Genomic DNA, 18,310 nt, shown 5'->3' with positions numbered 1-18,310 from the left:
TGCTGGTCAATACTCAGGCATGTAGGGCTACGATCGCTCCGGTTGTAGGTCGGGTGCCTTTTTTTTGCAGACTGTTGTCCCTGAAATGAAATGCGTGAGGAGAAAGGTATGCTGATTCTGACTCGTCGGTGCGCAGAAAGCCTGATTATCGGTGATGGCGAAATCACCGTGACCGTGCTCGGCGTTAAAGGAAACCAAGTGCGTATCGGCGTCAACGCCCCGAAAGAGGTAGCCGTGCACCGTGAGGAAATTTACCTGCGTATAAAGAAAGAGAAGGACGAAGAACCAAGCCATTAATTTTTATCGATTTTTATGTTTGCAAACGGGGAAGAAGGTGGTTAATATACGCCCCGTGTTGCGGAGAGCTGGCCGAGTGGCCGAAGGCGCTCCCCTGCTAAGGGAGTACACCTCAAAAGGGTGTCGGGGGTTCGAATCCCCCGTTCTCCGCCATTATTTGCTTAGTACGTTGTAATCTGGCTTTTTCTGTAAGTTGTTGAATTTATTAGAAAAAGTGGTTGGCATAGAGATTAGACGGGCTATAATGCGGCGCAACAAATGCACTCGTAGCTCAGCTGGATAGAGTACTCGGCTACGAACCGAGCGGTCACAGGTTCGAATCCTGTCGAGTGCACCATTTAAGAGAAGCTTGCAGCAGTGCAAGTGACTCGGCTTCAACCAGTTGTGGTCTGGGTAAAAAACACAAATGCACTCGTAGCTCAGCTGGATAGAGTACTCGGCTACGAACCGAGCGGTCACAGGTTCGAATCCTGTCGAGTGCACCATTTAAGAGTTAGTTGCAGCAATGCAGGTGACTTGGCTTCACCCAGTTGTGGTCTGGTCTAAAAACACAAAATGCACTCGTAGCTCAGCTGGATAGAGTACTCGGCTACGAACCGAGCGGTCACAGGTTCGAATCCTGTCGAGTGCACCATATACTGAAAAGCCCGCGTTTATCGCGGGCTTTTCTTTGTCTGCGATTTGGCTTTGCCTTTCACGCATCCTTTCTCATCAAAATCGACTTGAGCACTGCGGCCTCGTTTCAGGTCGTACCGATAGCTTATCGTCGATGCGCGGATATTGACCTTGTCCGGTTTGCCGAGCGCGCTTTCGACATCCTGCTGGCTCATGCCGGCAATCACCCGTTGATTGATGATCGCTGCACGGCGCTGCCTGGCATCGATCAGGTTCCCGCATTTGTCCTCCTTGCGACCAACAATGCCCGGTTCACGTCCTCTGATTGTCATACCGGATATTTCTTCGTGGTTGTGTTCCGGCATGATCGGCACCACGGATCCGGGTGAGTAAGGCTGAACGTGCTGCACTGAAAGCTGTTCATCATTCGCACAGCTCAGGCTGGTGAAGGTGATGCGGCCGTCGGGCGCCTGGCAGCGGTGCAGGGTGGTAGCGGCCTCTGCGTACGGCAGGCAGAGCAGGGTGGCGAGTACAAAACGGGATGTTCCAGAACGCATTTGACGTCCTCCATGACGGTCTACGCTCAAGGGTAGTCGCTACATTTTTGCTCGCCGGTGTGTTTTCTTTTCAGAATGAGTCGTCGCATTTGCAAGGATCAGGACAGTGCTCAGGTTTGTTTCGCAAGCGCTTGTTTCGGCCGAGATTTTTTAACGTTTAAAACCGTCAGGCGGTGTATCATTGCGCCCGTCAGCCCCGCCGGGGCTTATGGAAAACCTCCATGGACTTACCCAGTAGTTATTCAGTAACCCGTTTCACCAATCATGAATTGACTGATTGATCCTTCCGGCGTGCCCCGCTGCTGGGAGTGGAGTTCGCCTATGTCCGAAATCGAAGTAAAGAAAACACAGGAAAGCCTGCAGGATCGCCTGGCTCAGGTCGTTGAGCTGCTGCAGCGCCAAAAGGTCGTCGAAGACCTGACTCATCGCCAGGAAGGCGCGCATCACGACCGGGTCGAGAACCTGGTTCACCGGCAGAACCTCGTCGAACTGCAACGCAAACTCGATGATCTGCACTCCGCCGACGTTGCCTACATCCTTGAAGCCCTGCCGCTGGACGACCGTCTGACGCTCTGGCAACTGGTCAAGGCTGATCGCGACGGCGACATTCTTCTGGAAGTATCCGATTCCGTTCGGGAAACGCTGATCGCCGACATGGACGATCACGAGCTCCTGGCTGCCGCCAAGGACATGGATGCCGACGAACTTGCTGACCTGGCCTCCGAGCTGCCGCGAGACGTCGTCCATGAGCTGATGGAGACCCTTGACCAGCAGCAACGCGAGCGCGTGCGTTCGGCCTTGTCCTATGACGAGGAGCAGGTCGGTGCGCTGATGGACTTCGAGATGGTGACCATCCGTGAGGACGTCAGTCTCGAAGTGGTTCTGCGTTATCTGCGTCGTCTCAAAGAGCTGCCGGGCCACACCGACAAGCTGTTCGTGGTCGATTACGACGGCGTGCTCAAGGGCGTGCTGCCGATCAAGCGTTTGCTGGTCAACGATCCGGAAAAACAGGTTTCTGAAGTCATGGCCAGCGATCCGGTGAGTTTTCACCCGGACGAAGACGCCTATGACGCTGCTCAAGCGTTTGAACGTTACGACTTGATCTCGGCCCCGGTGGTCGACAAGAACGGCAAGCTGATCGGTCGTCTGACCATCGACGAAATGGTCGACCTGATTCGTGAGGAGAGCGAAAACGAAGTCCTCAACATGGCCGGTCTGCGCGAAGAGGAAGACATCTTCGCCTCGGTCTGGAAATCCCTGCGCAACCGTTGGGCATGGCTGGCGATCAACCTGATCACCGCATTTGTCGCGTCGCGGGTGATCGGTCTGTTCGAAGGCTCGATCGAGAAGCTGGTGGCGCTCGCCGCGCTGATGCCGATTGTGGCGGGTATCGGCGGTAACTCCGGTAACCAGACGATCACCATGATCGTGCGCGCCATGGCGCTCGACCAGGTCAGCACCGGCAACACCTCGCGCCTGATGCGCAAGGAACTGGCGGTGGGATTGATCAACGGTCTGGTCTGGGGCGGGGTGATCGGCGTGGTCGCTTACTTGCTCTACGGCAGTTGGTCGCTGGGCGTGGTGATGACAGCGGCGATGACCCTAAACCTGTTGCTCGCGGCGTTGATGGGGGTGCTGATTCCGATGACGCTGGCGAAGATGGGGCGCGATCCGGCGATGGGTGCCAGTGTGATGATTACGGCCATGACCGACAGCGGCGGCTTCTTCATCTTCTTGGGGCTGGCGACGATCTTCCTGCTCTAACCGGCTGCAAAGAAAAGGCCCGCCAATATGGCGGGCTTTTTTGTGCCTGTTGATGGGTGATTAGTAACCTGTGGCGAGGGGATTTATCCCCGATGGACTGCGCAGCAGTCCCTTTTTTTGGGGCCGCTTCGCAGCCCGTCGGGGATAAATCCCCTCACCACGAATGTATGTCAGGCGGCTAACGCGTCAAATCGCAGGCAAAAAAAAGCCAGCACTTATGCTGGCTTGAGATGTTCGGTGTAGCTCAGGACGCGTCTGCGGCCATCTCGGCGTCGTGAGCAATCAGCGACACCAGGGCGTTCTGTTGACGGTGAGACAGCTGACGGAAGCGTTGCAGCAACTCACGTTCGTGCAGCGACAGCTCCGGGCTGTCCAGGCGCATGCTCAACTCTTCGCCCAGTGCGCCTTCCTGAATAAGACTCTGCTCAAGGCGCGCAATGATCTCGGAGTTCATGCTGCGATGATGATTGCGAGCCACCTCGGCAATGCGTTCACGCATTCCGTCTGGCAGACGTACGACAAACTTGTCAGCCGTACGGCTGGAATAAATTGCCTGTTTCAATGGGCGCATATATTTAACCGGTTAGTTCAGGGGAGCGGTTCTCGGGATTGGCCGCAGGATGTGTGGTAGGACAAGCATCCGCGCCAAATGGTTCAACCTGAATTGTTAAGAGGCCCGCATCATGCCTCAAAATTGCCAGATCATTGGCGTCAATTCTGTGACAAATATTGAGCTGGGTAAAGGCGTAATGCCAGCACCAATTGTCAGAAATGCGGACTGGTTTGAAAACTTGCCCCAGGCCCGCATCAATGTCCGCTTCCTGGTACACATCAGTTGATGTCCGAAGACCTCAGAACGTGCATGCTATGCGGCTTTCAATCCTTGTTCCTTACCTGTACAGGATAGTGGCAATTTGCCGATTTACTAGGGGCAAACACCCGTAGGAGGGCGTTTTCAGGATGGATGGCAGGCTTATTTATCTGATGGGGCCTTCCGGTTCAGGCAAGGACACCCTGATCGAGGCTGCGCGTGCGCCATTGCGCGCGATGAACTGCGAAATCATCCGCCGGGTCATCACCCGTTCAGCGGAATCGGTGGGTGAAGATGCCATCGGCGTCACGCCCGAGGAGTTCGAGCAACGTCAGCGCTCCGGCGATTTTGCCTTGGCCTGGAACGCCAATGGCCTCGCTTACGGCATCCCCATAGAAATGGACGAGTGGTTGCACGCCGGACGGCATGTGCTGGTGAATGGTTCGCGCGCCAATCTACGCCAGGCGCTGGAATGCTACCCGACGCTGTTGCCGGTTCTGTTGACGGTCAAGGATGAAGTGTTGCGTGAGCGCCTGCTCAAGCGTGGTCGAGAGACGCCTGAACAGATCGACGCGAGGTTGGCGCGCAACGGGATGTTCAAGGACCGCAGGTCCAGCGATGGTCCCGTGCACCTGATCGACAACTCGGGCGCCCTGACGGACGCCGTCAATCAACTGCTGGCGTTGGTCCGGCTTAACGCAGCACCGGATCGAACTTGATCTTGCGCCCGGCCACCAACGCCAGCACAAAAAGCACCGCAAACACGCCGCAGCCAACCAAGGGCAGGGTGACTTCGGTTTCCTCGAACAGCGAAAAATGCACAACGCCACTCAATAAGGCGAGGATCAGAAATCCTGCGGCTGATTTGGACATGCTGTACTCCTGAAGATATTTCAAAAAACCAGACGTTCGCTAGCGCGCGTCGGCAAGGCTTGCTCAGGCTCGCTGACCGCCTGTGCAGCGAAGTCGCTGTGATCGCTCAGCACCGCCCACTGCGGTGCTTTCTGCACTTGCAGGTAATGCGGCATGCGCTGAGCCACCGGTTCAGCACTCTCGGGGGCAAAGTGAAAGCCCACCAAAACCGCCAGAGCGATTGCGTTTGCGAGCAGGAGAGTGCTGTTCATGAGGCGGACTCCATTTGTTCTGTTATGGGAACAGACAAAGCAGCCGTCGTGCCAACAGTCTAACCGCTGTGAAGTCCTTTAAAAACAAGCATTTGGAAGGGTTTTTCCTGATCGGCGGGTTGCAATCTGCAATGATGGCTTTTTGGGGGAGTGCAAATTGCACGGTAAATGTTCCCGCAGCATTGCAAGGCGCCTGCCTACACTTAAAAAGCCCACGGACGACATGACAAATCAAGGGCTGGCCGTTAACATGCACGCCGTCCGTCGCGCCGCTTCCGGCCGCGACAACTCAGTGTCTCAGTAGCTCAATTGGATAGAGCATCCCCCTCCTAAGGGGAAGGTTGGCAGTTCGAACCTGCCCTGGGACACCATCATTCAGAGCCGCATAACGGCTCGCAAAAAAAGCCCCGCACAGGACGACCTGGCGGGGCTTTTTCATGCTCGTATCAATGGGCTCAGTTAGCTGCGCCACCGTCGGCCTTGCCAATCGAGGTGCTGACCTCAATCACATGTCGCCGCCCGTTGACCTCGTAACTGCGCCCGTCTGCATCAACGTCCGGTTTGCGCATTGCCAATTGTGCAAACAAACCATGTTTTTCGTCGTAGCTGCCAAACCAGTCAACCAGTTTTCCGATGTAGCAGTCGCTACCGATAATCACCGGCAGGTCGAAAACGTCTTCCACTGAGTAATGCACCGGGCCGTAGCTGTAGTAATCGTTCTCGCCTGCGCCGGTTGCAGGAATCGGGCAAAGAGGCGTGCGCTGAGTGGCCATGCTATCGGCCTGCGCTTCGTTCGCTTTGGTGATTGCCCGATTGAGCGTAAGCCGCAGATCAGGCTCCAATTCGAAGGTACTGGTGCCGTCATCCTTGTGTTGAGTGGTGGGTACATTCAGGGAGTAGCTGTATCGCACCGTCACGGTGGGTACTTCACGATTGACCTTCAGCGGATTGAGCAAGTAGATGTGATCAGCGCCGTAGGCACCGTTGCGGTAGGCGACGTAGATATTGCCGCGAGCCTTGATCCAGTACGCCGATTGGTTGGCACCGCGATCATTGGTGTAGAACAGCGCGCTTTCAGGCTCGGAGGACCTTTTGATAAACCGGTCACCGTCTCGGCGCCAGGTTTCCACGTAGGTAAACATGCCGGTGCCACCAGCGTAGGTCTGGACGATCAGGTCTCGCTGCCCGTCGCCGTCCATGTCCAGCAGCGAGTAGGAGGTTTGCCCGGTTTCTGCTGCCGCGTCGATGTCGCTGGCGGTCAATGCCTTCCATTCATCCGGTGTAACGTCTTTGGGGATCGTCGATGGAAAGTGCGTTTGCTCGCTGGGGTTGTCTTTGTCGGAGTCGCCTGAAAACGATGTCTCTCCAGAATTGATCACCAGTGAAGCCAGCACTCGTTCAACCGCCACCTCTCGATTGCCGCCCTCGCTGGCTGCCTGAATGCTGCGTTGCAGATCTTCCAGTACCTGTTTGTCGATGCCGCTAGGTCTGTGCGCCACGGCATCCATCTGTTGCGCCTGTAATAACTTCAGTCGGTCGCGATAACTTTGCTCAAGGCAAGCAACGTCCACTTCGCACTGATTACGAGTCTTGAGCCACAAACGTTGTGTGCGTTTGAGTTCAGGTTGCCCTTCACCGGTGATCTTTATCAGCTCCCGATAAAGCGCACCCATCTGCGCATCCAGCTCATACAACCCCTTGTCCGCACAAATCGCATTTTCCACGGCACTCGCCGCTTTCGCACAATCCATTCCGGTCGCCATCGCCTGCTGGATGAACAGCAGCGCACAGGCGGACACGATGCAACGTCCTTTGATGTACACGAGATAAACCTTGTAGTGGAAAGATGAGCCGGCGCGCAGGGTAATCGCTGTGCGAGGAATCTTGAAGTGCCCGCTTCAGGGAACGTCACTTGTGGCCGATAACCCACTCGGTGACTTAAAAGTCGTGTGAAATCGCTTGATAGCATTTGGCCGGCAGCTATCATCTGCGCGCCTGAAATTGCCCCCACTTCAACTGCCTGGAAATCCTCGATGCTGTCGTATCACCAAAAGAGTTTTCTGATCGTCGATGATTTTTCGGATTTCCGCAGTTCCGTGCGTTCGATGCTGCGCGAGCTTGGGGTCAAAGATGTGGACACCGCGGATACCGGCGAGCAGGCGCTGAAGATGTGTGCGCAGAAGTCCTACGATTTCATCCTGCAGGATTTCCATCTCGGCGATGGCAAGAAGAACGGCCAGCAGGTGCTGGAAGACCTGATGTCGGAAAAGCTCATCAGCCATGAAGCGGTGTTTGTCATGGTGACGGCCGAGACCAGTCAGGCGATGGTGCTCAGTGCCCTGGAGCACGAGCCGGATGCGTACCTGACCAAGCCGTTCAATCGCTCTGGCCTGGCGCAGCGCCTGGAGCGTCTGGAGCAGCGCAAGACGTTGCTCAAACCGATTCTGCAAGCCCTTGATCGCGGTAAGCCGGTCGAGGTGCTCAATGCCTGTATTGCGCTGTGCAAGCAGGACATCCGTTATTCGCCGCTGTGCCTGCGTTATCGCGCCGATGCGCTGCGCGACATGAATCAGAACGAAGCCCTTGAACGCCTGTACGACAGCATCATCGCTGACCGGCCGTTGCCGTGGGCATTTGCCGGGTTGGGCAAGTTGTTGTTCAAGCGCGGGCAAGTGGCACAGGCCAAAGGCGTCTATGAGAAAGCGCTGAAGGTGTTCCCGATGATGCCGGCGTTGTATGACGGCATGGCCGATGTGCTGGTGGCCGAGGGCGATACCAAAGGTGCGCAGCGGGTGCTGGAGGAGGCGATTCGTTTGTCGCCGCTGGCGGTGCGTCGGCAAGCGTTGCTCGGCAAACTGGCGATGGCCAACGAAGACTTCGACACCGCGTCCCGGGCCTATCGTCAGGCCGTGGCGCAGGGCGCGCAGTCGCGCTTCAAGGATCCGGAAAGCAATCTTGGCCTGGCTCATGCCTTGATCAGCAAGGGCAGTGAGCGCGGTCTCGACACCCGCACCCGGCTGGAGATCAACACCACGCTCAGCGCCGTCGCCAAAGAGAACCCGTCTGACCCGGGCCTGCAGATTCGCGCGCGCCTGATGAAGGCCACCAGTCTGTTGCTCAACGACGCCGAAACCGCTGACAAGCTCACCGAGCAGGCGCTGATGCGTCTCGACGGCATGGAGCAGTTCATGAGCCCTGAAGCGGCGCTGCTGGTTGCCAAGCAGTTGCAGATGCTCGGGCAGGCCGAGGCGGGCACTTCGATGCTCAAGAGCTGCGCGGAGATCTACGGTGACGATCCGGCAGTGATGAAAGACATCGCCAAGCTCACCGACGACCCGACTATCCTCAGTTCGAGCAACGCTGCCGCCGACCTCAACCGTCAAGGCGTGCGCGTGTACAAGACCGGCAACCTGGTGGAGGCCCGCGAGGTGTTCCGCAAGGCGCTGAAGATGCAACCGAAAAACATCAGTATTGCGCTGAACATGGCCCAGTCGCTGCTGCACGGCACCGATACCAATGTGCCGTCGGCGGAGCTGGAAGAATGTCGGGCCTGCCTGAAAATGGTTGGCCTGATGCCCGACACCGACGCGCGTTTTGCGCGTTATCAGAAGCTGAAAAGCAAGGCGTTTGGCGAATGAACCAAGACGAGCAGGCGCTGGATTTCTCCACGGTGATTGCCTCCACCGTTCACGACATGAAGAACTCGCTGGCGATGCTGATGCAGGCCCACAGCCAATGGCTGGCGCGTCTGCCCGAGGAGCAGCGCAGCGGCACGGAGCAGGGCGTGATCGACTTCGAGTTCGCCCACCTCAACGGCATGCTGGTGCAATTGCTGGGGCTGTACAAGCTCGGCGTCAACCAGATGCCGCTGCAACCGGCGTATCACGAACTCGATGATTTCATCGAGGCGCAACTGGCGGCGCATCAAGAAGTGTTCGCCAGTCGCGGGATCATCGCCACCTATGAAGTCGATCCGCTGAGCCCGCTGGGTTTCTTCGATCGCGAGTTGATTGCCTCGGTGCTGGGCAACTGCATCAACAACGCGATTCGCTATGCCCGCGAGTCGCTGCTGATTACCGTCAGCGACGAGGCCGGGCAACTGGTGTTGAGCATCAACGATGACGGCGACGGTTATCCGGCCGAGATGCTCGAACGTCAGGCCGATTACGTGCAGGGCATCAATCACGGCAGTGGCAGCACCGGGTTGGGTCTGTATTTCGCCAACCGCATTGCCGCGTTGCATCAGCGCAATGGCGTGGTCGGGCACACCGAAATCAGCAACGGCGGGCCGTTGGGTGGCGGGGTGTTCAGCCTTTATCTGCCGTGACTCGGGTTTTTGTTTGACGCTGCTTGATATTCCGAACAGCCGGAGCCTATTTTGTACGGGTCGCCGTTCGCGGCTCGCACAATAACAAGGATTGCGTCATGACAACCGATGGTCAGCGTTCACTCGCGCAGCGATTGACCGGCATTGATGAGATTGAATGTGTCACGCCGGATTTGAACGGCGTGCCGCGCGGCAAGGTGATGACCGCCGAGGGGTTCCTCGAAGGGCGGCGGTTGCAGATGGCGCGGGGAGTGCTGCTGCAATGCATCATGGGCGGTTATCCGCCGGCGCGGTTTTACGGCAGCGATGACGGCGACCTGGCGCTCGTAGCCGAGCCGAGCATGATTCACCCCCTGCCATGGAGCGACGAGCCGCGTGCCCTGGCCATTTGCGATGCCGACGAGCTGAGCGGCGAAAGCTCCAACCTGTCGACCCGTGGTCAGCTCAAGAACGTCATCGCCCGCTACGCCGCGCGCGGTCTGGCCCCGGTGGTGGCGACCGAGCTGGAATTCTTTGTCTTCGCGCCGAATACCGATCCGACGCAACCGTTCCGTCCGCCAGTCGGCCTCGACGGACGTCGCGAGGACGGGCAGGCGGCATTCAGCGTCAGTTCCAATAACGGTCTGCGGCCGTTCTTCAGCGAAGTCTATAAATGCATGGCGGCGCTCGGTTTGCCGCGCGATACCTTCATGCACGAGATGGGCGTCAGCCAGTTCGAGATCAACCTGCTGCACGGTGATCCGCTGTTGCTGGCCGATCAGACGTTCCTGTTCAAGCACCTGCTCAAGGAAGTCGCACTCAAGCACGGCCTGAGCGTGGTGTGCATGGCCAAGCCGCTGGCGCACACGCCGGGCAGTTCGATGCACATTCACCAGAGCATCGTCGACATCGCCACCGGCCAGAATGTGTTCAGCGACGACCATGGCCAGCCGACGGCAATGTTTCGCCACTTCATCGGCGGACAGCAGGCGGGCATGGCTGACTTCACTGCATTGTTTGCGCCGAACGTGAACTCCTATCAGCGACTGTGTCACCCGTATGCTTCGCCGAACAATGCCTGCTGGTCCCACGACAATCGCGCTGCAGGACTGCGAATTCCGGCCAGTTCGCCGGTGGCTCGTCGCGTGGAAAACCGTTTGCCTGGCGCCGACGCCAACCCCTATCTGGCGATTGCCGCGAGCCTGGCCGCCGGCTTGCATGGGATCGAGCATGAGCTGGAACCGAGCGCGCCGATTCAGGGCGAATTCGAAGTGCCGGACAATCTTTCGCTGCCGTGTACCTTGCATGCCGCCCTCGAGCGTCTGAAACGTAGCCAATTGGCCAGGGAACTGTTCGGACAGGAGTTCATCGAAGGCTACATCGCTTCGAAGACCATGGAGTTGACCAGCTTCTTTGATGAAATCACTCCCTGGGAACGGCGTGTTCTAGCAGCCCAGGCCTGACTAACTGTCGCCGTCGGGCTATCGTTTGGATAGCCCGATACTCACTGCAAGGAGCCGCTCGGAACGCCGATGCGCCAAATCTGGAAATCCTTTCGAGCGCTGTATTTCGCCTCGCTGATGATGTTGATCGGCTCGGGCCTTCTATCGACTTATCTGGCATTGCGCCTGGCCGCTGACCATGTCGATGGACTGTGGGTCGGTGCGCTGATGGCGGCCAACTATTTCGGCCTGGTGCTGGGCGGCAAGATCGGGCACCGCTTGATCGCCCGGGTCGGGCATATCCGGGCGTATTCGGCGTGTGCCGGGATCGTCGGGGCGGCGGTGCTCGGGCATGGCCTGGTCGACTGGCTGCCGGCGTGGCTGGTGCTGCGGACCATTGTCGGTCTGGGCATGATGTGCCAATACATGGTGATCGAGAGCTGGCTCAACGAGCAGGCCGACGCCAACCAGCGCGGGCTGGTGTTCAGCGGCTACATGATCGCTTCATATCTGGGGCTGGTGCTCGGTCAGCTGATTCTGGTCATGCACCCGGGCCTCGGCCTGGAACTGCTGATGCTGGTCGCCCTGTGTTTCGCCCTGTGTCTGGTGCCGGTGGCACTGACCCGGCGGATCCACCCGGCACCGCTGCATCCGGCACCGATGGAGCCACGCTTCTTTATCAAGCGCGTGCCACAGTCGTTGAGCACGGTGCTCGGTGCCGGTCTGATCATCGGTTCGTTCTACGGTCTGGCGCCGTTGTACGCCTCGCAGCAGGGGCTGTCGACCGAGCAGGTCGGTCTGTTCATGGGTAGCTGCATTTTTGCCGGACTGCTGGTGCAGTGGCCGTTGGGCTGGTTGTCCGACCGTTATGACCGGGCGCTGCTGATTCGCTGCTTTGCCGGGTTCCTCGCGGTGGCGGCGTTGCCATTGGCGATCCTGCCGCAGGTGCCGCTGGAAGTGCTGTTTGTGGTCGGCTTCCTTTGTTCGCTGGTGCAGTTCTGTCTGTATCCGCTGGCGGTGGCGTTCTCCAACGACCACGTCGAAGGCGATCGCCGGGTATCACTGACGGCGATGCTGTTGGTGACCTACGGGGTCGGCGCGAGTATCGGGCCGCTGCTGGCAGGTGTACTGATGAAGCTGTTCGGTAGCCAGAGCCTGTACGCGTTCTTCAGCTTCTTTGCGCTGGTGCTGGTGTGGCGCATTCGTCCGAAAGCGGTGACCAATCTGCATCAGGTCGACGACGCGCCGCTGCATCACGTGGCAATGCCGGACAGCATGTCCAGCTCGCCGCTGGTGGCCGCTCTCGACCCGCGGGTGGATGAGCAGGTGGTGCAGGAACAAATGCAGAATACGGTTACGCCGGAGCCGGAGCCGGAGCCGGAACCAGAGCCCGAAGTGCAGCCTGAGGCAGCGGCGGAAACTGATCCGGCTGATGGGGACGATAAACCGACGCCGGACATCAGTGGTGCCAGGCCCTGACCCGGTGACGCTGTAACCGTGGCGAGGGAGCTTGCTCCCGCTGGACTGCGCAGCAGGCCCATAGGTGCGGGGCGCTTCGCGGCCCAGCGGGAGCAAGCTCCCTCGCCACAAGGGGCTCACCGCTGCCGAATTATTTGCCAATAAAAAAGGGCAGTCCCGCAAGGACTGCCCTTTTTCTGTGTGCGTTCGACTCAGAGATCGTCTTTATCGAAGCGACGTGCTTCACGCTGCAACTGATAGACGAAGCGCTCGACGTTGCGTGCAGCCTGGCCACTGATGTTGTGGAAGCGCAGGCCGGCGAAGGTGATGTTGAGCTTTTCTTCGAAGTGCAGGTAACGCAGTTCGACCGAAGTCGGCTGGTTGCCGAACAGCGGGGCGGCGATCAGGCGGTCATAGACCTGGCCCAGTTGCAGGCGGTCGGTGATGTCGCCTTCGAAGCGCAGCTTGCACCCGGTGGCGGAAATATCCAGCAGTTTGCCGTTGATCGGCGCCTTGAGTTTTTCGCCGCCCAGTTCAACGCTGACCAGATCAGTCAGTTTCAGTGCCGCGCGGAAGGCGTTGCGGCGCTGGTGGTAAACCACTTCGGTCGGCAGCTCGCCGGTGTAAAAGCGATCGCCCGCGGATTCTTCAATGTTCAACGTGCCGGTGCATTCCCAGGCGATGCGCACGCCTTCGTGGAAACCTTCAACCTTGAACGGTTCGCCCGCCAGCAGGAAGCGCTCGCCATCGCGCGGGATCATTTCATCCAGGGCGATGGTCGCGGTTTCGCGGTCGACCTTGATCAGGTAGCTCTGAAAACGCTGGCTGCGCTCATGGAACGTGATGATCAGTGGATCGTGGCTTTCTTGCAGCTGGCGCAGGTTGCTGGAGATTTCCAGGGGCGTGGTCAGCACCTTTGGTGGCTGCGGACTATCATCCGCGCTTAGGGCGTTTGGCACGTTTTCTCAATCTCCAGACAAAATTTGACTACGACTAGCCAGCATTTTGCCAGCATGTTTCGCGGGTTGATAGTGCAGGCACATCGAATGGCTCACGCCTGGCTGAGCGGACGCGGTGTGGCGGGTTTGGCAAATGTACCGCTGGCGTTATACAGCGCTGGAGCCTCACCGCCAGTGAGGATCTTCAGTTGATTGGCCGTGGCGGCCTGCTGGATCTGTATCGACTGGCCATTCTTGAGGTTGGCCGCCTGGCATTGAGCGATCAGATCGGTCAATGCGTCGCCTTGCGTCAGCAACTGCTCGCCAATGCTCGATTGGCCAGCCAATTGCTCAAGACCTGAACGATCGGTCGGCAGGTTGAGACTGGCGAGGATTTCACTGCGCTTGCGGCCATGCTGTTCTAGCAGAATGATCAATGCCTGCTTGTGCGCCAGAATTTCTTCCAGCAAGGGCATGTCGCGACCGTGCAACGCGAGGGACTCGGTTTGCAGTAACTCCAGCAATTGTTGAGCTGGAGCAAAGTCGTCGGTGATCAGTTGCAATAAATTAGTGTCGTGCATGGCTGGCCTTGGGTTCTAAGCGTCCAAAAGCCTGGCGCCGGCGAAAGCCTAGCGCTGGGCTTCGAAGTTGAGCAGTTTGCTGGCTACACGGTTGCTGTCGACTTTATAGCTGCCATCGGCAATCGCTGCTTTCAACTCGGCCACGCGGGCTTTGTCGACGGCAGGCTGATCGCGCAGCTTGTCAGTGACCTTCTGCAACTGTTGAGCCTCATTGCTGAGGTGTACCGATTCCCCGCTTTTTGCGGTACTGGCCGTTTCGGCCGGGGTATTCAGCGGCGCGGAGGTACCGGTTTCGGCGGATTCCTTGGCGTTGCTGGTACGTGTACTGCCCGTAAGTGACGAGGAGCTGTTCAAACGGCTGAAATCGATGACCATGTTAAAAACCTCTGGGAATTTGGACGCTTGCCATGTTCTCGGCCATTCCCTGGAAAACTTTAGGCTCACTTTGCAATGAGCTGCATGTGCCGAAGCGTGTCCTGCTGCGGCACAGTTTAGGGAAGGGGCGGGGCTGGCGCCAGTTTTCTGCGAGCATGTTTTACATGGCCACTTCCACTTGGCCCGGCGCGATGACCTGCGCCTTGATGACCCGGTTGGAATTGAGGTTTTTCACCCGAATCTGTTCTTTCAGACCGCCATTGGCCAGGGCTTCCCCGGGCATGCGCACGGCGAGCGTGCCACTGCGGGCGATGATGACCACCTGATCACCCTTGCGCACCACTTCGGCCTGTTCCAGATGCACCAGGGTAATCACCTGATCGGCGACCGTTGGTCGGGTTAATTTCTGCCCGATGGCGTCATCCACCGACGTCAAAAAACCCTGATTGATCTGACTGACGTCGCGTTCACGCAAGGTCACGTCCTGCGGCTCGATAATACCGGCGCGTTTGAGCGGTCGGGTGGTGGTGACAATCTCGCGAAACAGGCGGACTTGAGCGGGCACGAACACCGTCCACGGCGAGCTTCCCTCGCAGCGAACCTTGACCGTTACCCGGCCCAGCGGACGTGCCGGACTCTCCAGTGACGCTGTCAATTCCTTGTCGCACATTGGCATGCGCATACGCGGGTCGAGCTGGTTGACCTCGATTTCGTAGCGGCCTTCCGTTTGACTGGTAGCCAGATAGTCTTCTACGGTGAACTCAAGAAAGCCCTGAGTGACGCCGATAAGCATGTCAGGCAAGGTAACCGTATCAGCACCGGCAGGGCTGCCAGCGAAAAACAAGCAGACGGCAGACGTCGCGCACAGCGCTTTGCGGGTGCGGGAGGTCAGGCGTCGGAAAAATGTCGTTTGAGCGTTCATACGAGTTAAAAAGCAAGCGCCGTGCCGTTTAGCAATGAATGTGCGTCGCAACAACACTTGGCGTTGGTGTAGGAGTCTGGGCATGGCTGGTGTAATGGATTCGGTGAACCAGCGCACGCAACTGGTAGGGCAGAATCGCCTGGAGCTGTTGTTGTTCCGTCTCGACGGTCAGCAGCTCTACGGAATCAACGTGTTCAAAGTGCGGGAAGTGCTGCAATGCCCGTCGCTGACGTTGATGCCCAAGTCCAGTCCTGTCGTGTGCGGGGTGGCGAATATTCGGGGGGCGACCATTCCGATCCTTGATCTGGCAATGGCGACCGGTTCCGGGGCGTTGAAAGACAAGAAAAATCCGTTCGTGATCATCACGGAGTACAACACCAAGACCCAGGGTTTCCTGGTCCGCTCGGTGGAGCGCATCGTCAACATGAACTGGGAAGAGATCCATCCGCCGCCCAAGGGCACGGGGCGCGATCACTACCTGACCGCTGTGACTCGAGTCGACAATCAGTTAGTCGAAATCATCGACGTCGAGAAGGTGCTGGCAGAAGTGGCGCCGACGCCGGAAGCGATTTCGGTGGGGGTGGTCGATGTCGAGACCCAGAGCAAAGCGTTGTCGCTGCGAGTGCTGACGGTCGATGACTCGTCGGTGGCGCGCAAGCAGGTCACGCGTTGCCTGCAGACGGTCGGTGTCGAGGTAGTGGCGCTGAACGATGGCAGGCAGGCGCTGGATTACCTGCGCAAGCTGGTCGATGAGGGCAAGAAGCCGGAAGAAGAGTTCCTGATGATGATTTCCGACATCGAGATGCCGGAGATGGACGGGTACACCCTGACGGCGGAGATCCGCAGCGACCCTCGCATGCAAAAGCTTCATATCATCCTGCATACTTCGTTGTCGGGGGTATTCAATCAGGCGATGGTCAAGAAAGTCGGTGCCGATGACTTCCTGGCCAAATTCCGTCCTGATGACCTGGCATCCCGGGTAGTCGACCGGATCAAAGCAGCAGATATCAGCTAGGGGCCTTTTGCCCCTGGCGGTCAACACGATTTAAGAGGCGGCATCATTGTCTACGGGTAATTTGGATTTCGAACAGTTCCGGGTCTTCCTGGAAAAAGCCTGTGGCATTTTGCTCGGTGAAAACAAGCAGTACCTGGTCTCGAGCCGTCTCAACAAACTGATGGAGCAGCAAGGCATCAAGTCCCTGGGTGAGCTGGTACAGCGCATCCAGACCCAGCCGCGCAGCGGTTTGCGCGAGCAGGTGGTCGATGCCATGACGACCAACGAAACCCTGTGGTTTCGTGACACCTATCCGTTTGAAGTCTTGAAGAACAAGGTACTGCCCGAAGCGATCAAGGCCAGTCCCAACCAGCGTCTGCGGATCTGGTCGGCGGCGTGCTCATCGGGTCAGGAACCGTATTCGCTGTCGATGTCGATCGATGAGTTCGAGCGCAGTAACCTCGGCCAGTTGAAGATGGGCGTGCAGATCGTTGCCACCGACCTGTCCGGCAGCATGCTGAACAACTGCAAGACCGGCGAATACGACAGCCTGGCGATCGGACGCGGTTTGTCCCCCGACCGTCTACAGCGTTATTTCGACCCGAAAGGGCCGGGCCGCTGGGTGATCAAGGCGCCGATCAAGAACCGGGTGGAATTCCGTTCGTTCAACCTGCTCGACAGCTACGCGAGCCTGGGCAAGTTCGACATCGTGTTCTGCCGCAACGTGTTGATCTACTTCTCCGCCGAGGTGAAGAAAGACATCCTGTTGCGCATTCACAGCACGCTGAAGCCGGGCGGGTATCTGTTCCTTGGCGCTTCCGAAGCGCTGAACGGTTTGCCGGATCATTACCAGATGGTCCAGTGCAGCCCGGGGATCATTTACCAGGCGAAATGATTGCATCGGCAACATAAAAAAACGGGAGGCCCGCAAAGGCCTCCCGTTTTTTTATGTCTGTAGAAATTCTCCCTGACACCACAAGACCCCTGTAGGAGTGAGCCTGCTCGCGATAGCGGTAGCACGTCCAACATCATCGGTGCCTGACACACCGCTATCGCGAGCAGGCTCACTCCTACAGGGGACCGTGGTGTGTATGAGATGGACGGCAAGCGGCAGAAAAGCGGCAGTTGGCGGAAACCGGTTGCCGCTTTTCTGGCATTGCCGCTTTGCCGACTCCCCGCAAAGCCACGGTTTACGTGGGTTTTTCTGTTTGGCACGACGCTTGCTAAAGCTCAGGTACGAAAAACCGGTCACCCGAAGGTTCCCGACATGAGCATCAGCTTCGATAAAGCGCTCGGCATTCACGAAAAGGCATTGGGCTTCCGCGCTCAGCGTGCCGAAGTGCTGGCCAACAACATCGCCAACGCCGATACCCCGAACTACAAGGCTCGGGATCTGGACTTCTCCAAAGTGCTTGAAGCACAGACCCAGAAGAACGCCAACGGCACCATCGCCCTGAACATGACCAACAGCCGTCACATCGAAGCTGAAGGCCTGGGCAATGGCGACGAGTCGCTGATGTATCGCACGCCGATGCAGCCTTCGATCGACCAGAACACCGTTGATGCTCAGCTTGAGCAGTCGAACTACGCGGAAAACGCGGTCGGCTTCCAGGCCAGCTTCACCCTGCTCAACAGCAAATTCAAAGGGCTGGTGTCAGCCCTGCGCGGAGAGTAATCCATGTCCCTGTCCAGCGTTTTCAACATTGCCGGCAGCGGCATGAGCGCACAAACCACGCGTCTGAACACCGTGGCTTCGAACATCGCCAACGCCGAAACCGTCTCGTCGAGCATCGACCAGACCTACCGTGCCCGTCACCCGGTGTTCGCCACCATGTTCCAGGGCGGCCAGAACAGCGGCAGCAACTCGCTGTTCCAGAGCCAGGACGCCGCAGGCCAGGGCGTGCAGGTACTCGGTGTGGTCGAAGACCAGAGCAACCTCGAAGCGCGTTACGAGCCGAACCATCCGGCGGCCGATGCCAAGGGCTACGTCTACTACCCGAACGTCAACGTGGTGGAAGAAATGGCTGACATGATCTCCGCGAGCCGTTCGTTCCAGACCAACGCCGAAATGATGAACACCGCCAAGACCATGATGCAGAAGGTGCTGACCCTCGGTCAGTAATAAG

The 18,310-nt window shown here is 58.1% G+C and carries 20 protein-coding genes and 5 tRNA genes; 16 read left to right on the top strand and 9 right to left on the bottom strand.

The annotated features are described in order from the left end of the window. Positions 1-108 precede the first annotated feature (108 nt). The 5 genes from csrA to J5M57_RS24785 all read left to right on the top strand — a co-directional run bounded on the left by csrA (position 109) and on the right by J5M57_RS24785 (position 931). Positions 109-297 carry a carbon storage regulator CsrA gene (gene csrA, locus J5M57_RS24805; RefSeq protein WP_002554426.1) on the top strand — a complete coding sequence of 63 codons (189 nt, stop codon included), beginning with the start codon at positions 109-111 and terminating at the stop codon, positions 295-297. Positions 298-359: 62 nt separating this feature from the next. Then, positions 360-450, top strand: a tRNA-Ser gene (locus tag J5M57_RS24800). A 107-nt stretch (positions 451-557) separates the two neighbouring features. After that, a tRNA-Arg gene (locus J5M57_RS24795) sits at positions 558-634 on the top strand. 71 nt (positions 635-705) lie between these two features. Next, a tRNA-Arg gene (locus J5M57_RS24790) sits at positions 706-782 on the top strand. Positions 783-854: 72 nt separating this feature from the next. Further along, a tRNA-Arg gene (locus J5M57_RS24785) sits at positions 855-931 on the top strand. A 19-nt stretch (positions 932-950) separates the two neighbouring features. On the opposite strand, the gene J5M57_RS24780 is transcribed toward J5M57_RS24785, so the two are convergent. Next, positions 951-1,469: a cell envelope protein SmpA gene (locus tag J5M57_RS24780; protein WP_169842159.1), complete on the bottom strand. Its 519-nt coding sequence runs from the start codon at positions 1,467-1,469 to the stop codon at positions 951-953. Between the two features lie 321 nt (positions 1,470-1,790). On the opposite strand from J5M57_RS24780, the gene mgtE reads away from it, so the two are divergent. Continuing rightward, positions 1,791-3,233 carry a magnesium transporter gene (gene mgtE, locus J5M57_RS24775; RefSeq protein WP_064588773.1) on the top strand — a complete coding sequence of 481 codons (1,443 nt, stop codon included), beginning with the start codon at positions 1,791-1,793 and terminating at the stop codon, positions 3,231-3,233. Between the two features lie 244 nt (positions 3,234-3,477). Here mgtE and J5M57_RS24770 read toward each other — a convergent pair whose 3' ends face one another. Beyond that, positions 3,478-3,804 (bottom strand): Arc family DNA-binding protein, encoded by a 327-nt coding sequence (locus J5M57_RS24770; protein WP_003178899.1) that lies wholly within the window; start codon positions 3,802-3,804, stop codon positions 3,478-3,480. A gap of 389 nt (positions 3,805-4,193) precedes the next feature. Here J5M57_RS24770 and phnN point away from each other — a divergent pair, with 389 nt between their 5' ends. Beyond that, positions 4,194-4,763 (top strand): phosphonate metabolism protein/1,5-bisphosphokinase (PRPP-forming) PhnN, encoded by a 570-nt coding sequence (gene phnN / locus J5M57_RS24765; RefSeq protein ID WP_207848033.1) that lies wholly within the window; start codon positions 4,194-4,196, stop codon positions 4,761-4,763. On the opposite strand, the gene J5M57_RS24760 is transcribed toward phnN, so the two are convergent. Then, entirely contained in the window at positions 4,738-4,917 is a 180-nt protein-coding gene (locus J5M57_RS24760; RefSeq protein WP_064588771.1) for a PA3371 family protein, read from the bottom strand. The two genes, phnN and J5M57_RS24760, sit on opposite strands and share 26 nt — an antisense overlap. A gap of 20 nt (positions 4,918-4,937) precedes the next feature. Beyond that, entirely contained in the window at positions 4,938-5,168 is a 231-nt protein-coding gene (locus tag J5M57_RS24755; RefSeq protein WP_169842153.1) for a hypothetical protein, read from the bottom strand. 294 nt (positions 5,169-5,462) lie between these two features. On the opposite strand from J5M57_RS24755, the gene J5M57_RS24750 reads away from it, so the two are divergent. Then, positions 5,463-5,539: transfer RNA gene (locus J5M57_RS24750), tRNA-Arg, on the top strand. A gap of 84 nt (positions 5,540-5,623) precedes the next feature. Here J5M57_RS24750 and J5M57_RS24745 read toward each other — a convergent pair. Next, the gene (locus tag J5M57_RS24745) at positions 5,624-6,991 is read right to left on the bottom strand and encodes a lysozyme inhibitor LprI family protein (protein ID WP_207848034.1); all 1,368 of its coding nucleotides are present in this window, start codon (positions 6,989-6,991) and stop codon (positions 5,624-5,626) included. A gap of 210 nt (positions 6,992-7,201) precedes the next feature. On the opposite strand from J5M57_RS24745, the gene J5M57_RS24740 reads away from it, so the two are divergent. From J5M57_RS24740 to J5M57_RS24725, 4 genes are all read left to right on the top strand, one after another. Beyond that, on the top strand, positions 7,202-8,806 hold the full coding sequence (locus J5M57_RS24740) for a tetratricopeptide repeat-containing response regulator (protein WP_207848035.1): 1,605 nt from the start codon (positions 7,202-7,204) through the stop codon (positions 8,804-8,806). Continuing rightward, entirely contained in the window at positions 8,803-9,495 is a 693-nt protein-coding gene (locus J5M57_RS24735; protein WP_169842149.1) for a HAMP domain-containing sensor histidine kinase, read from the top strand. The genes J5M57_RS24740 and J5M57_RS24735 overlap by 4 nt, the downstream gene beginning before the upstream one ends. 200 nt (positions 9,496-9,695) lie before the next feature. Beyond that, entirely contained in the window at positions 9,696-10,937 is a 1,242-nt protein-coding gene (locus tag J5M57_RS24730) for a glutamine synthetase family protein (protein WP_169842432.1), read from the top strand. A 69-nt stretch (positions 10,938-11,006) separates the two neighbouring features. After that, positions 11,007-12,395, top strand: coding sequence for an MFS transporter (locus tag J5M57_RS24725; RefSeq protein ID WP_207848036.1), 1,389 nt, complete (start codon positions 11,007-11,009; stop codon positions 12,393-12,395). Positions 12,396-12,586: 191 nt separating this feature from the next. Here the strand turns inward: J5M57_RS24725 and J5M57_RS24720 are convergent, their stop codons facing one another. From J5M57_RS24720 to flgA, 4 genes are all read right to left on the bottom strand, one after another. Next, positions 12,587-13,333: a flagellar brake protein gene (locus J5M57_RS24720; protein ID WP_064588765.1), complete on the bottom strand. Its 747-nt coding sequence runs from the start codon at positions 13,331-13,333 to the stop codon at positions 12,587-12,589. 92 nt (positions 13,334-13,425) lie between these two features. Further along, positions 13,426-13,893, bottom strand: coding sequence for a flagellar protein FlgN (locus J5M57_RS24715; protein ID WP_169842144.1), 468 nt, complete (start codon positions 13,891-13,893; stop codon positions 13,426-13,428). Positions 13,894-13,941: 48 nt separating this feature from the next. Continuing rightward, entirely contained in the window at positions 13,942-14,268 is a 327-nt protein-coding gene (flgM, locus tag J5M57_RS24710) for a flagellar biosynthesis anti-sigma factor FlgM (RefSeq protein WP_083368187.1), read from the bottom strand. A gap of 160 nt (positions 14,269-14,428) precedes the next feature. Then, positions 14,429-15,190: a flagellar basal body P-ring formation chaperone FlgA gene (gene flgA / locus J5M57_RS24705; RefSeq protein WP_082920349.1), complete on the bottom strand. Its 762-nt coding sequence runs from the start codon at positions 15,188-15,190 to the stop codon at positions 14,429-14,431. A gap of 82 nt (positions 15,191-15,272) precedes the next feature. Between flgA and J5M57_RS24700 the strand changes: the two genes are divergently transcribed. The 4 genes from J5M57_RS24700 (at position 15,273) to flgC (ending at position 18,306) form a co-directional block, all read left to right on the top strand. Next, complete coding sequence (locus J5M57_RS24700; protein WP_064588761.1) at positions 15,273-16,205, top strand: chemotaxis protein CheV; 933 nt, start codon at positions 15,273-15,275, stop codon at positions 16,203-16,205. Between the two features lie 46 nt (positions 16,206-16,251). Beyond that, complete coding sequence (cheR, locus tag J5M57_RS24695) at positions 16,252-17,079, top strand: protein-glutamate O-methyltransferase CheR (protein ID WP_064588760.1); 828 nt, start codon at positions 16,252-16,254, stop codon at positions 17,077-17,079. Positions 17,080-17,451: 372 nt separating this feature from the next. Continuing rightward, positions 17,452-17,859 carry a flagellar basal body rod protein FlgB gene (gene flgB, locus J5M57_RS24690; RefSeq protein WP_007917581.1) on the top strand — a complete coding sequence of 136 codons (408 nt, stop codon included), beginning with the start codon at positions 17,452-17,454 and terminating at the stop codon, positions 17,857-17,859. A 3-nt stretch (positions 17,860-17,862) separates the two neighbouring features. Further along, positions 17,863-18,306 carry a flagellar basal body rod protein FlgC gene (gene flgC, locus J5M57_RS24685; protein ID WP_003227217.1) on the top strand — a complete coding sequence of 148 codons (444 nt, stop codon included), beginning with the start codon at positions 17,863-17,865 and terminating at the stop codon, positions 18,304-18,306. The last annotated feature ends 4 nt before the right edge of the window (positions 18,307-18,310 follow it).

This window comes from Pseudomonas sp. 86_A, from assembly GCF_017491705.1.
GTDB classification, from domain to species: domain Bacteria; phylum Pseudomonadota; class Gammaproteobacteria; order Pseudomonadales; family Pseudomonadaceae; genus Aquipseudomonas; species Aquipseudomonas koreensis.
The sequence above is the reverse complement of the archived record's forward strand: the minus strand, read 5'-3'. Positions and strand labels throughout refer to the sequence as shown.